Annotated in this window: 11 protein-coding genes and 1 other annotated feature; of the genes, 7 read left to right on the top strand and 4 right to left on the bottom strand. The window is 47.9% G+C overall.

The window, feature by feature from the left end:
* Nucleotides 1-5 precede the first annotated feature (5 nt).
* Together VFA_RS08400 and trpL2 are read right to left on the bottom strand one after the other, a co-directional pair.
* On the bottom strand, nt 6-1571 hold the full coding sequence (locus VFA_RS08400; protein ID WP_004726283.1) for an anthranilate synthase component 1: 1566 nt from the start codon (nt 1569-1571) through the stop codon (nt 6-8).
* A 114-nt stretch (nt 1572-1685) separates the two neighbouring features.
* Nucleotides 1686-1785, bottom strand: a sequence feature (Trp leader region).
* The gene (gene trpL2 / locus VFA_RS23150) at nt 1732-1842 is read right to left on the bottom strand and encodes a tryptophan operon leader peptide (protein WP_081454201.1); all 111 of its coding nucleotides are present in this window, start codon (nt 1840-1842) and stop codon (nt 1732-1734) included. (Overlaps the previous feature by 54 nt.)
* 93 nt (nt 1843-1935) lie before the next feature.
* Here trpL2 and rnm point away from each other — a divergent pair, with 93 nt between their 5' ends.
* Nucleotides 1936-2787: an RNase RNM gene (gene rnm / locus VFA_RS08395; protein WP_004726282.1), complete on the top strand. Its 852-nt coding sequence runs from the start codon at nt 1936-1938 to the stop codon at nt 2785-2787.
* A gap of 30 nt (nt 2788-2817) precedes the next feature.
* Here rnm and VFA_RS08390 read toward each other — a convergent pair whose 3' ends face one another.
* Nucleotides 2818-3681, bottom strand: coding sequence for a MurR/RpiR family transcriptional regulator (locus VFA_RS08390; protein ID WP_004726281.1), 864 nt, complete (start codon nt 3679-3681; stop codon nt 2818-2820).
* 89 nt (nt 3682-3770) lie between these two features.
* Nucleotides 3771-5042: an amino acid deaminase gene (locus VFA_RS08385; RefSeq protein ID WP_004726280.1), complete on the bottom strand. Its 1272-nt coding sequence runs from the start codon at nt 5040-5042 to the stop codon at nt 3771-3773.
* A gap of 179 nt (nt 5043-5221) precedes the next feature.
* Between VFA_RS08385 and VFA_RS08380 the strand changes: the two genes are divergently transcribed.
* From VFA_RS08380 to VFA_RS08355, 6 genes are all read left to right on the top strand, one after another.
* A complete protein-coding gene (locus VFA_RS08380) occupies nt 5222-6664 on the top strand; it encodes an N-acyl-D-amino-acid deacylase family protein (RefSeq protein ID WP_004726279.1) in 1443 nt (480 codons plus the stop codon).
* 53 nt (nt 6665-6717) lie between these two features.
* Nucleotides 6718-7110, top strand: coding sequence for a RidA family protein (locus VFA_RS08375; RefSeq protein WP_004726278.1), 393 nt, complete (start codon nt 6718-6720; stop codon nt 7108-7110).
* Nucleotides 7111-7335: 225 nt separating this feature from the next.
* Nucleotides 7336-8856 (top strand): sodium:solute symporter family protein, encoded by a 1521-nt coding sequence (locus tag VFA_RS08370; RefSeq protein WP_004726277.1) that lies wholly within the window; start codon nt 7336-7338, stop codon nt 8854-8856.
* Nucleotides 8857-8957: 101 nt separating this feature from the next.
* Entirely contained in the window at nt 8958-9902 is a 945-nt protein-coding gene (locus tag VFA_RS08365) for a sugar kinase (protein WP_004726276.1), read from the top strand.
* Between the two features lie 16 nt (nt 9903-9918).
* Nucleotides 9919-10548: a bifunctional 4-hydroxy-2-oxoglutarate aldolase/2-dehydro-3-deoxy-phosphogluconate aldolase gene (locus VFA_RS08360; RefSeq protein WP_004726275.1), complete on the top strand. Its 630-nt coding sequence runs from the start codon at nt 9919-9921 to the stop codon at nt 10546-10548.
* A gap of 83 nt (nt 10549-10631) precedes the next feature.
* On the top strand, nt 10632-13082 hold the full coding sequence (locus tag VFA_RS08355) for a family 20 glycosylhydrolase (protein ID WP_004726274.1): 2451 nt from the start codon (nt 10632-10634) through the stop codon (nt 13080-13082).
* Nucleotides 13083-13390 lie beyond the last annotated feature (308 nt).

Raw genomic sequence — 13390 nt, 5'->3', positions numbered from 1 at the left:
ATTCCTTACGCCTGATGAGCAAATTGAATTGCGGAAATAACCGCTTGTGCTTTGCCGCGAGTTTCATCGGCTTCGGCTTGTGGGTCGGAGTCGTACACCACACCCGCACCGGCTTGAACTTGGGCGATGCCGTTTTCAACATACGCAGAGCGAATCACAATACAGGTGTCTAAATCGCCTTCGCCAGTTAAGTAACCAACGGCGCCACCGTAGCTACCACGACGCTCTTTTTCCACATCACGAATCAGTTGCATCGCGCGGATTTTGGGTGCGCCGGTCAGGGTGCCCATATTCATACAGGCTTGATAAGCGTGCAGCGCATCCAAATCGTCACGCAGTTGACCCACCACGCGGGACACCAAATGCATCACATGGCTATAGCGGTCGACTTTCAGCAAGTCCGCCACATGGCGGCTGCCTGCTTGGGCAATGCGCGCTACGTCGTTGCGCGCCAGATCAACCAGCATCATGTGCTCGGCGTTCTCTTTTTTATCGCAGCGCAGTTCCAGCTCGAGGCGGCTGTCGAGATCGAAGTTGATTGAACCATCAGCATTTTTGCCACGGCGACGGGTACCCGCAATTGGGTAAATTTCAATTTGGTTGGTATCGGTCGCGTATTTCAGTGCGCTTTCTGGCGACGCGCCAAACAGCGTAAAGCGTTCGTCTTGCATGTAGAACATGTAAGGGCTTGGGTTGCTCTCTTTTAGGCGTTGGTAAGCTGCTAATGGGGAAGGGCATGGCAGCATGAAGCGGCGTGATGGTACCACTTGGAAAATATCGCCTTTCACCACGTACTGTTTTAAATCGCTGACGATGTCGCAGAAATCTGCATCGCTGATGTTGGTTTCGACGGTGACTTCAGCCAATTTTGTCGCTTGCGGCTGAGTCAAAGTTTGTGAAGCCTGCGCGCGAATTGCTTCCTGACGCTGACGCAGTGTCGCTTTAACCGCGCTGTCGGCGGTAAAGGCGGTGGCTTGAAGCAGGCAGCTTTCACTCTGGTGATCGACAATCATCAGGTTCTCAGAGACGTAAAACACGTAATCTGGACATTGATTGATCGCGGTGGCATCACCCAGCGGTTCGAAGTTGGCCACCATGTCGTAAGCGAATAGGCCGCCGAGGAAAATCGCGTGTTTGTCGTGGCCCGACAAATCAAAGCTGTGTTGCACCAAACGCAACGCATCAAACGATGAGGCTTCACGCAGGCGAGAATCTTCATCCAACGTATCGCATGGTGTGGTGAACGTCAGCGTGAGCGCGTCGTCGCTGCGCGTTGCGGGAATATTGGCCACCACATTGTGTGCAAGGACTTCAATCAGCGCGCGGCCGTTGTCGCTCAGCGCCTGAAACGTCACTTGGTGACCGAAACAGATAATGCGCACCGCGGCGTCGATCAGCAGTAGGCTTTTCAGATTCTGTTTCGAATCGATTTCTGCCGATTCCAGCAGCAAGCAATCGGTCTTTCCTTCACACAGAGCGTGAAACAGCGCCGTTGGGTCTTGCGTGTATGGTAGCGTTGCGTTGAGCACTTCAAGTTGTGCTAGATTTTTGATTTCAATGGCCTTGTTCACAAGACCTCCTTATCTGTTTTAAACGGTTTACGTCGCGGCTCTTGTTCAGTATCGATGTTGAATGCGTAATTTGTATGATGAACCGAGCCGGTGAATTTCGTATAAAAATGGCTGAAAAAAAAGCCCGCTGGTGAGCGGGCTTTTTCAGGCGTATCCTTTCTTAAGAGTACACGTGAGCCCACCAAGAACTTGCCCAAGTGCGCCACCAGCTCAGCTCAGCAGATGCTGCGCTTAAATTTGCATTATGGTTTGGGTTAAATTCTTGTAACATAGGAAGCCTTATTCATGTGCTCTCGTATTTGTGTACTAGTAAACTAGTGCGAGGTGCGAAAGTCAAGCCTTAAAAACAGGCAAATTCAAAAAAATGCTAAAAATTGACCTACACAGTCACACAACTGCATCCGATGGCCGTCTGAACGTCGACCAACTCATTGACCGAGCAGTTGAATTTAATCTAGATGCACTGGCGATTACCGATCACGACACCGTGGATGCCTTGGCGCCGGCGCGTGCATACATTGCCGAGCGCGGCTATTCGCTCACGCTGATCAACGGCATTGAAATCTCTACCGTGTGGCAGAACAAAGACATCCACATTGTTGGCTTGAATATCGACCCGAATCATCCTGAGCTGAGTGCGCTTATTGACCAGCAAAAGCAACACCGCATGGTTCGCGCTGAGATGATTGCTGAGCGTTTGCAAAAGGCGACGCGTGAGGGCGTGCTTGAGGAAGTGAAAGCGATTGCTGGCGATGCGCCGATCACGCGTGCGCACTTTGCCAAATGGCTGGTGGACGCTGGGTATGTGAAGAATATGCAGCAGGTCTTTAAGAAGTACCTGACGCGCAATCATCCCGGCTATGTGCCACCGAACTGGTGCACCATGCAAGAAGCGATTGCCGCGATTCATGCTGCGGGCGGTCAGGCGGTATTGGCTCATCCCGGCCGATATGACTTGACGACCAAATGGCTAAAGCGCCTCATTGCAGCGTTTGTAGACGCGGGCGGTGATGCCATGGAAGTCGCACAGCCGCAGCAAGCGCCACAAGAAAAACGCAACTTGGCCGATTATGCGATACAATACAACCTATTAGCTTCTCAAGGCAGCGACTTTCATTACCCGTCTCCGTGGATGGAATTGGGGCGTAATCTTTGGCTGCCTGCTGGCGTAGAACCTGTTTGGAAAGACTGGGATCTGCAGAAACAAGCTGAATAATGTTTGGGATGGATTGACGGTTTTTAGATATTAATCCCCTAGAGGCTGTCTTTCTAAACCACCACGATAGGAATCGAGCGCAACTTTGAGTCGACGTAGTTTATCTCTCGAACGCCGTTTGTGATTGACTGCCAATGCCATCGACAGCACATCCACTAAAGCCAGCATTGCGTAACGGGAAGCTGATGGTTTGTAAATGAAATCAGTCTCTTGATGCTCGATAGGCAAAACGAGGTCAGCATGTTCAGTCAGTGGTGTGTTTTTGGGAGTAATGACGATAATTTTCACACCGTATTGCTTTGCCAACTGTGCTGTTTCGATGATGGCCGGGGTATAGCCTGTCGCTGACATCATCACCAAAACATCATTGATATCCGCGGTTGCAGCAATCATTCGCGACAGTAATCCATCGTTATAGGCAACAACTGGGTAACCCAAACGGAACAACCGATGCTGCATTTCTTGGGCAGCAATTGTTGAACCGCCGCCCATGCCGACACAAATGACTTGTCTCGCCTCATGCAGCCAACTCACGGCGCTCTCGATATCCTCTTCAACAATCAAACTTCGATTGATATCGAGGGTTTGTTTGATCGACTCATAAATTCCTTGGTAGCCACTTTGATCCGGTGGCTCAAGGATGAATCGTTGTCCTACTGTTAAGGTTTGCGCCAGTTTGATCTTCATTTCACGCACATTTTTGCAGCCAATTGCTTTCGCAAAACGTGTGATGGTGGCTTCACTCACTTCTGCGTTTTCTGCCAGTTCTGTAATGCTGGCATTGGCGGCGGCTTGAATGTCGTCCATGATCAACTTTGCGACTTTCTTTTCGGCATCGCGTAAAGCACTAAAACGTTCCGTGATTTGAGAAATAATATCGACTTCTAAGCTCAAGCTGTCTTCCTATGTTTTACATGGAGGCGATGACTGCGCCTCCAAAGGTTTGGCATGAAGTATAACGAAAAGCTTTCCTAAGCTCATCATCAGAAACGAGTTTTGACCCAATGTGTGACTTGATATTCATCATCACAAACGGCCACTGCGCGCCACTTATCAAAGGTTAAGCACGGATGAGAGGTGGAGAAGGCAATCATATCACCGACTTGCAGATCACTATTTTCGTTGACTTCGATGAATGCGTGCTGATCCATCACTGCGGTCGTCACGGCACTTTCAATCGTGATTGCTTCGCCATCGCGGTACGCGCGCTCAGGCGTTGGCAAGCCAGCATCAAAGGCAACGTCGCGCTTGCCAAAGCCAACCACCAGCTTGGTGGGTTCAGGGCGAGAAATGACATAGGCCCACAGTTCTAGTGCTGATTCCAAATCCCCTCCTAATCCACATGCTGCACCGCGGTTACTTTCTGCTCGCTGCATCACTTTGTTTTGTGCATCTAGGTAGATGCCGGTGTCATGAATTGCGTAGCAGCCAGGGCGAATGATGGCATCAAACTCTTTCAGGTCGGCAAAGCATTCAGAAACGACGTCATACCAAGCAGAACCAGCTCCGGTAACAATTGGTTTTGCCTCAATTAACTGGTTCTTTTGTAACAGCGCCGCGAGCTCTAATGTGCTGTTGAGGAAGTTGCGAATATCTTGTTCTGCATTGTCACCATGGATCACGCCTTCATAGACTTCAATCCCTTTTAAAGAGAGGTGAGTTTGTTGGTGGATGAGCGTTGCGAGCTCCACAATGTCCTTCTGACTTCGGCAGCCACAGCGGCCACCTTCGACGCCAAACTCAATGAATACATTGAGAGATAACTGACGTTCGGCGAACACGCGTTCTAGGGCGTTGATATTGCGGCTTGAATCGACACAGCAATAGAAGTTGATGCCGTGTGCTTCAATTAAGTTGGCGATGATGTTCATGTTCGCTCGCCCCACTAATTGATTGGCCATGATGATATTTTCAGCCCCGGCGAGTACGGCAACTTCTGCCTGTGCTGGTGTGGCGACGGTGATTCCCCAAGCCCCATGTTTTAATTGCTGTTTGAAAAAATCGGGTGTCATGGTGGTTTTACCATGAGGAGACAGTTTCACATGATGCTGGTTAGCAAAACGTTGCATCCAATCAAGGTTGTTTTTTAATGCAGAAGCTTTGATCACTGCTGCGGGCAACGTGATCTCTTCATGGATCAAGCTGTATCGTCCGTTCGAATGACGTGCAACAGGTTGAGACTTTTCTCCATAACCTGGCGTTGTGACGTACTCATTATGATAGTTTCTATCAAAAATTTGTCGATGATTGTTCATAGCCATCCTATTTGTAACATGCTTTAAGTGGTTGATATTAATTACTTGTTCTTAATTACCATAAGCAAAATGTTAGAAACTATCAAACATTGCTGTTGTTTTTGTGTGTTTCTTCACTGTTTAAATGCCAAGAATTATTAAGATGGAATCATGTTAAAGACGGGCAGAGAGAGTGAAGTATGTTGTTCGATACCATGATCAAAAGCGTAGAGGTATTTGATGGTACGGGGGCAGCACCATTCATTGCTGATGTTGCGATTCGTCAAAATCGAATTGAGCAAGTCGGGCAGCTTGACGAGCTGTCTGCAAAGAAAGTTATCAATGGTCAGGGTCTTGCTTTGGCGCCGGGATTTATTGATGTGCACACGCACGATGACACGAATGTAATTCGTCATCCCGATTGCCTACCCAAGATTAGTCAAGGCGTGACGACGGTCATCGTAGGCAATTGCGGTATCAGTGCAAGCCCCGCGGTACTGACTGATACACCGCCAGACCCGATGAACCTATTGGGTAAGCTTGAAGATTTTAAATACCCCACGTTTGCCGCATACGCCAAAGCGGTTCAAGCGGCAAACCCGGCGGTCAATGTCGCGGCGTTGGTTGGTCATACGACGTTACGCAATAACGTCATGGACGATTTGTTGCGTACGGCGACAGACAGCGAAATTGAACAAATGCGTCAGACGCTCGCGCAAGCTATGGCAGAGGGGGCATTGGGGTTGAGTTCCGGCCTTGCTTATGCGAGTGCCAAACAAGCGAACGCGAGTGAAGTGATGCGGTTGGCTGAAATTCTGGGTCATCATGGCGGCATCTATACCACACATATGCGTAGTGAGTTCGAAGAAATTATCAGCGCCATGGAAGAAGCATTTGAAACGGGTCAGCACGCCAAAGTGCCCGTGGTGATATCCCATTTAAAATGTGCAGGTGCGGGCAACTGGGGGCGCACGGTAGAAGTGCTGGATTTGATGGATAAGGTCTCTGAACATCAAGACGTATCTTGTGACTGTTACCCCTATTCTGCGAGTTCTTCAACGTTGGACTTAAATCAGGTGACTGAAGACATCGACATCTTCATTACCTGGTCTGAAAGTAAGCCAGAACATGCTGGCAAGATGCTGAAAAGCATTGCTCAAGAGATGCAACTCCCTCTGATGGAGGCAGCGAAAGCGTTGCAACCAGCCGGTGCTGTGTATCACTGTATGGATGAAAGCGATGTTAAACGTGTACTGAAATACAAGTTGACCATGGTGGGATCTGACGGTTTACCAAATGACCCACATCCACATCCGCGTTTGTGGGGCACATTTCCGAAAGTTTTAGGTCATTATTGCCGAGAAGAACAACTTTTCTCATTGGCAGAAGCAATTCACAAGATGACGGGGATGTCAGCAACGCGTTATCAATTAAAAGATCGGGGTGAAATAAAAGTAGGCGCATACGCTGATCTAGTTTTATTTAACCCAAATACAATTAAAGATACTGCGACATTTGAACATCCAATTTCTGTTGCGCAAGGTATTGAATATGTATTTGTAAATGGTGCGCCATCTTATTTTAAAGGTCGCGTCACAGAAAATAGAAATGGCGTATTTATATATAGAAATAATACCCATTAATAACCTATTAATTCGATTAAATATGCTATATAGCATTATCACTGGAGAATATTATGTCAATTAAACGTTATGGCGTAGAAGGCGGCGTAGGTACAGGCGGTCAACATTTACCATTTGCACGCGCAACAGAGGCCGGGGGCTTCCTATATGTATCGGGTCAAACGCCAATGACTGATGGTGAAGTGGTGGAAGGCGGCATCATTGAGCAATCTCGCTTAGCGATTCAAAACTGTGTGGATATCATGGAAGAAGCAGGTTACACGCTTGCTGACGTGGTACACGTGAAAGTGGTGTTAACGGATTCTCGTTATTTCCAATCGTTTAATAAAGTGTTCAGAGAGTTTTTCGGTGATCACCCACCTGCACGTATTTGCATGGTATGTGACCTTGTCGTCGATGTGAAAGTTGAAGTCGATGTGACTTGCTACCGAGAAGATCGTCGATAGACATCACTTTTTACTTCTTTAAATCAATGAGAGTGTCGAATAATAACTTTCCTGCCATTATCTATTTGGCACTCTCACTCCCTACATAAATATAATTCCATAATACAGCTGTGCCTTGTATATTGGGCGATTAACATAACAATAAAATTAGAGAATTTGGAACTGAATCTAATATTGCTGTTGGGATTATATTTCTAAAAATGGATTTTAATATAGAGGTGTTCAATGAACAGTACACTTTTTCTTACTGGATTTGGTGCGTATGTCTTATTTTTAATTTGGTTGGGATGGTTTGTTTCTCGCAACCAAAAATCAGGTGAAGACTTTTTACTCGGGGGGCGAGGTTTACCGCTATTTCTCGTTTTGGGTACCACGGTTGCAACCATGGTTGGTACGGGTTCAAGTATGGGGGCGGTTGGCTTTGGGTACTCCAACGGTTGGGCGGGTGCGCTTTATGGCATTGGTGGTGCCATCGGTATCTTGCTGTTGGCACTCTGGTTTGCGCCTGTTCGTAAACTTAACTTCATGACGATGAGTGAAGAGCTCGCCTATTACGTGGGTGCAAATCGTGCCGTTAAAAACGTCGTTGGCCTGCTTATTTTTATTGCATCGATCGGGTGGCTGGGCGCACATATTCTTGGTGGTGGTATGTACCTCGCTTGGATTGCGGATATCGAGCTTAGTACTGCGAAAATGATCATCGCGGCAGCATTTACAATCTATGTGGTGATCGGTGGTTATACCGCAGTGGTGTGGACCGATACGATTCAAGCCATCATTCTTTTTGTTGGTTTTATTCTTATGGCGGTGCTTTCTGTACAGCACATCGGCGGTTTAGATAACCTTTACTCTGCGATGGAGCCTGAAGCGATTAGCTTCCTTGCGATTGATAAGCTTGGTTTGATTCCGGCAATTTCACTGGCAGTGGTGATCGGTGTTGGTGTTTTGGCAACGCCTTCATTCCGTCAACGTATCTACTCTGGCAAAGATGTATCAACCATCCGCCGCTCATTTGTCGGTTCCGGTGTTCTGTATCTGTTCTTCTCAATCATTCCGGCCGTGATCGGTATGGCTGCACATGCGATTGACCCTGAATTGAACAACGCAAACTTTGCTTTCCCGTACATCGCGGCAACGATACTGCCAGTGGGGATTGGCCTTATCGTGCTGATTGCAGGCCTCTCGGCGACAATGTCAAGTGCCAGCTCAGATGCGATTGCTGGTGTTTCTATTCTACTGCGTGACGTGTACGTCATGTTCACCGGACGTGTTCCCAATAAAGAATCCATGTTGAGCTATTCGCGTTGGGCTTTGGTTGTCGTGATCGGTTGTGCGTTGCTGTTTGCGCTGACATCCAACGACATTATCAGCTATATCACGAAAATGATTTCGACAGTGATGTCAGGTATGTTCGTGTGCGGCATGTTGGGTCGCTTCTGGAAGCGTTACAACTGGCAAGGTGCATTGGCAACATTGGCAGGTGCTTCTCTTGCTTCATTTGCGGTCATGATGAGCCCTGACTTGACGGATTTTTGGGGTAATCCAGTGATTCCATCTTGCTTGTTTGCTCTTACGGCCGGTGTGGCAGTGAGTCTGATGACTCCGGCGAACCAAGTCTCTCCAGATACCGCGAAAATGATTTTAGATGACGAACGTGCGCTGATGGAAATGAAGCGGTCTGATGAAGATCTCCTAGACGGTGGCGTGGCCATAAAGAACCGTAAATTGGCCAATCAAAACGCTTAATAATGAGTTTCTTTCAACAGAGAAAAGGAACCGCAATAAGCGCCTGACAAACTGGTGGCTCTTTTGAGCCACCATTCAAAGCGACCCAGAGTAGGTGAACGATGACTAATTCATCCCAAACTAAGATTGCTTTCTTTGGTGAATGCATGATTGAACTGAGCGGCGATCCAATCCATAAAGGTTTTGGTGGTGATACGCTCAATACCGCACTATATGTCTCTCGACTCACAGCCTCATATCCTGTGCAAGTCTTCTATGCGACGGGTCTTGGTGATGACGTACTTTCTCGAGAGCTCACCGAGCGTTGGCAACACGAAGGCATTGCGACTGATTTCATCGAGATTTTCCCAGCGAAGCTCCCTGGGTTGTACATGGTACAAACCGATCAAGCAGGTGAGCGCAGCTTTCTCTATTGGCGCGATAAGGCCGCTGTGAAAAGCTATTTTTCAACATCTTCACTCAATAAGCTAGAAACCGCTATTTTGAACAAAGCATTGGATTATTTGTATCTAAGCGGGATCAGCATCGCGATTCTAGATGACGAGAGCAAAATCAGGCTGAGCACAGCGCTGAAGCAATTCTCAGACGCTGGGGGAACGGTGGTTTTCGACAATAACTTTCGTCCCCAACTTTGGTCTGCGGCTCACGCTCAGTATTGGTACAGCCAAATTCTACCATTCGTTGACATTGCGCTTATCACGGAAGATGACGACGTATTGGTGTGGGGAGAAGAGGAAAGTGTGGCGCAGCGTTGTCTTCGATTTGGCTGCCAAGAAATCGTAATTAAACGAGGCCGCGAACCATGCAAATTGATTTGGCAGCAAGATGGTGAATACAAACTTGCTCATGTGGCAGCAGAGAGCGTCGCCAACGTGATCGACACGTGTGCTGCTGGGGATTCATTTGCCGCTGGTTACCTTGCAGGGCGATTAACCGGACAAAGCTGCGAAGCGTCCGCACAAAAGGGGCACGCGTTAGCGGCGACCGTCATTCAATATCCTGGCGCGATTATTCCAAACGAAGCCATGATTCATCTTATTCGATAATTTCCGAGAACCGATTATGTCTCAAGTCATGATTAAGCAACTTCAGCAATTTAAAATTATCCCAGTGATTCAAATTAACAAGGTTGAGCACGCAATTCCACTGGCGAAAGTGTTAGTCGAAAACGGTCTGCCAGTCGCGGAAGTGACGTTTCGAACAGCAGCAGCTGCCGATGCGATTAAAGCCATGCGCGATGCGTATCCGCAAATGTGTATCGGTGCTGGCACCGTGCTAACGCCAGAGCAAATTTCCCAAGCGAAAGAGGCTGGCGCAGAGTTTATTGTCGCGCCGGGGTTGAACCCAAATACCATTCGTCTTTGCCAAGAAATCAACATGCCAATCGTTCCGGGTGTGAATAACCCAAGTCAGGTTGAACAAGCACTTGAGCTGGGTTTGAACTTCCTCAAATTCTTCCCAGCAGAAGCGAGTGGGGGAATCGCAATGGTGAAGTCTCTATTGGCGCCCTACGTCGATGTGAGCCTGATGCCGACGGGCGGTATTGGTAAAAGCAACATCAATGAGTATCTCGCCATCGACCGTGTGGTTTGTTGCGGCGGCACGTGGATGGTTGCACCGAGCTTAATTGAAAGCGAACAGTGGGACAAAATTGGCGAGCTAGTTCGTGAAGCGGTGGCGCTTGTCGCATAACGCAAGCAAAGTCTTTTGACTGAGTCACATGACGCTTTGAAACCGCATGACTCAGGTTGAATTACAACGATAGGATGGCGCGAATGAACAAAGGAACATTAGCACTACTCATTTCAGGCTTAATCACAATTCCAACGGCAACGATGGCGATGACTCCCAACACCGATCTGAACCTGATGCCCTACCCACACAATGTAGAGTTAGGGCAAGGTAAAATCACACTGGATAAATCCTTTAGCATTTATATCAAAGGCTATGATTCTCCACGCGTGCAGTTCAATGCAAAACGCACCATGTCCCGTTTGTATCGACAAACGGGATTGCCCATGCTGAACTGGCATGCCCAGTCGGAAAAAGACGCAACTTTAGTGATTGATATTCGTCATGCGCCGAAATCCGAAGTACAGGACATCAACAGCGATGAATCGTACCGACTTGATTCGCGTCATGGTCAGATCATCATTCGCTCTGAACGCCCTTACGGTGCGTTCCATGGTTTAGAAACCTTTTTGCAACTTGTGACGACGGATGCGGCTGGATATTTTGTACCCGCGGTGTTCATTCAAGACGAACCGCGTTTCCCTTGGCGTGGTGTCTCCTATGATACGTCGCGTCACTTCATTGAACTCAATGTCATTCTTCGTCAGCTTGATGCGATGGCATCTGCAAAAATGAATGTTTTCCATTGGCATCTTTGGGACGATCAAGCGATTCGTATCCAGCTCGATAACTACCAAAAGTTATGGCAAGAGACGGCCGATGGTGATTACTACACCAAAGACGAAATCCGTGATGTGGTGGATTACGCGCGTAACCTTGGCATTAGAGTGATTCCTGAAATTTCTTTGCCGGGACATGCTTCAGCGGTAGCACATGCGTATCCTGAACTGATGTCTGGTATGGGGGACCAATCTTATCCGCGTCAACGCGGTTGGGGTGTTTTCGAGCCTTTGATGGATCCAACCAATCCTGAACTTTACAAGCTACTGGCGAGCGTGTTTGACGAAGTGGTTGAGTTGTTTCCTGATGAGTATGTTCATATCGGGGGCGATGAGCCGAATTACCAACAATGGAAAGACAACCCGAAGATTCAGCAATTTATCCATGACAACCATCTGAATGGTGAACGGGGCCTGCAATCATACCTAAACACTCAAGTTGAACACGTGCTCAAGAAGCGCGGCAAGAAGATGACGGGGTGGGATGAAATCTGGCACAACGATCTGCCGACTTCGATCGTGATTCAAAGCTGGCAAGGACATGACAGTATTGGTCGTGCGGCAAAAGAGGGTTATCAAGGTATTCTTTCAACGGGCTATTATTTAGATCAACCGCAACCGACCAGTTACCACTATCGGAATGACCCGATGCCGAAAGGGATTACAGTTGATGACAAGCGCCATCAAGGCGAGACATTTGCGACTTACAAATGGGTGAAACCACGCAGCAAAGGTGGGCCTCGTACTGGCAATTTAACGATTATAGAAGCGACTGACGGCAGCTATCGCGCATTTACGGATTACAATGGTAAGTCTCGTGAAGAGGTATTTATCATCGAGTACGTACCGGGTGTGAAGTTTAGAGGGCACTTTGATAACTTTATGTCTTACACCGAATTCAACTATGATTTTTCGGATGGCAAGTTGAAAGACAATAGTTACCAGTTGATTGGCAATGTTCGTTGGCCGACGACTGGAGAGCTGGTGGCGAGCAGTGATAGGGAAGGGAGCATGATTCCTGAGCCGAATGGCGGCTATCCGGCTGAGCTGACCGAAGAAGAACAGCAGTTAATCTTGGGTGGGGAAATCACCATTTGGGGGGAGAACCTCAATTCAATGACCATCGAGCACCGTTTATGGCCAAGAAGCTACGCGATTGCCGAGCGGCTTTGGTCTCGTCAAGATTTGACCGATGAGCGCAGTATGTACAAGCGTATGAAAGCGATGGATTCATGGTCTGAGATTTCGCTTGGGATGCGTCATCATGCGGATGCAAACATGATGTTCAAACGTCTTGCAAATGGCGCAGACGAAACGCCACTACAAATGCTAGCCAAGTACATCGAGCCAGCTCAATACTACGCTCGTCATTGGGAAAAGTGGATCGCGACGCCAAACAAAGGCGATTTATACAACCAGTACGAACGATTAAATCGCTTTGCGGATGCATTGCCAGTAGAAAGCTTAACAGTGTATGAGATGAACGATTTGGTCGCGACTTATGCTCAAGGTGATAAAACAGCGTTGGATGCGTTAGCAATGCATTATCAAAGCGTTAAGTTAGCGGCGCAGCAAGCCAAACCTATTTTCGCGGCCAATGTGGCGTCGGTAGAAACTGTGCCAGTTGCAGAAGCGGCAATCAAAGTAGCTGAATTGGGGCTGATTTTGATTGATACAGCGAAACGTGGCAATGCACTGGCTGAATCTGACGTGGAAGCGTATCAAAGAATCCTCAACGACAATGCTATTATTTTTGATGAAACCATCGTCGCTATTGTGACACCGACAAAGCAGCTACTCGATACCCTTCTCTAATCATGGAACACCGCCTTTCTGATGGTCGATCAGGGGCGGTGATTCAAGGGGCTTCGTCTTGATATCGTTAAGTTACTATGGGGCGAGCCGCGCAAAGTCCTTTTCGTCATCCTCATCCATCTTGATGGGTTCCACTCAGTGCCGACCATGTCCAGTCATCGCTATCCATTTTAAATCGCTTGAATGTATGTCAGTGCCAATGAAATAGGACAGAGTTTATTGTGCCGTGTTATTCTATATCTAAACTATTGATTGCAAAATATACAGGGTTGGACGACGTTAAAAGCCTGCCAACTCGAAAGTGAGGA

Origin of the sequence: Vibrio furnissii CIP 102972, assembly GCF_000176175.1 — a bacterium.
Taxonomy (GTDB): Bacteria; Pseudomonadota; Gammaproteobacteria; order Enterobacterales; family Vibrionaceae; genus Vibrio; species Vibrio furnissii.
Note: the sequence above shows the minus strand (reverse complement) of the source record. Positions and strands in the feature narration are given on the sequence as shown.

Bases quoted from the DNA above. Each gene is read 5' to 3' on its own strand.
- VFA_RS08360 (WP_004726275.1), top strand. From the start codon at position 9,919: ATGTCTCAAGTCATGATTAAGCAACTTCAGCAATTTAAAATTATCCCA.
- VFA_RS08355 (WP_004726274.1), top strand. From the start codon at position 10,632: ATGAACAAAGGAACATTAGCACTACTCATTTCAGGCTTAATCACAATT.
- rnm (WP_004726282.1), top strand. From the start codon at position 1,936: ATGCTAAAAATTGACCTACACAGTCACACAACTGCATCCGATGGCCGT.
- trpL2 (WP_081454201.1), bottom strand. From the start codon at position 1,842: ATGTTACAAGAATTTAACCCAAACCATAATGCAAATTTAAGCGCAGCA.
- VFA_RS08375 (WP_004726278.1), top strand. From the start codon at position 6,718: ATGTCAATTAAACGTTATGGCGTAGAAGGCGGCGTAGGTACAGGCGGT.
- VFA_RS08365 (WP_004726276.1), top strand. From the start codon at position 8,958: ATGACTAATTCATCCCAAACTAAGATTGCTTTCTTTGGTGAATGCATG.
- VFA_RS08380 (WP_004726279.1), top strand. From the start codon at position 5,222: ATGTTGTTCGATACCATGATCAAAAGCGTAGAGGTATTTGATGGTACG.
- VFA_RS08370 (WP_004726277.1), top strand. From the start codon at position 7,336: ATGAACAGTACACTTTTTCTTACTGGATTTGGTGCGTATGTCTTATTT.
- VFA_RS08385 (WP_004726280.1), bottom strand. From the start codon at position 5,042: ATGAACAATCATCGACAAATTTTTGATAGAAACTATCATAATGAGTAC.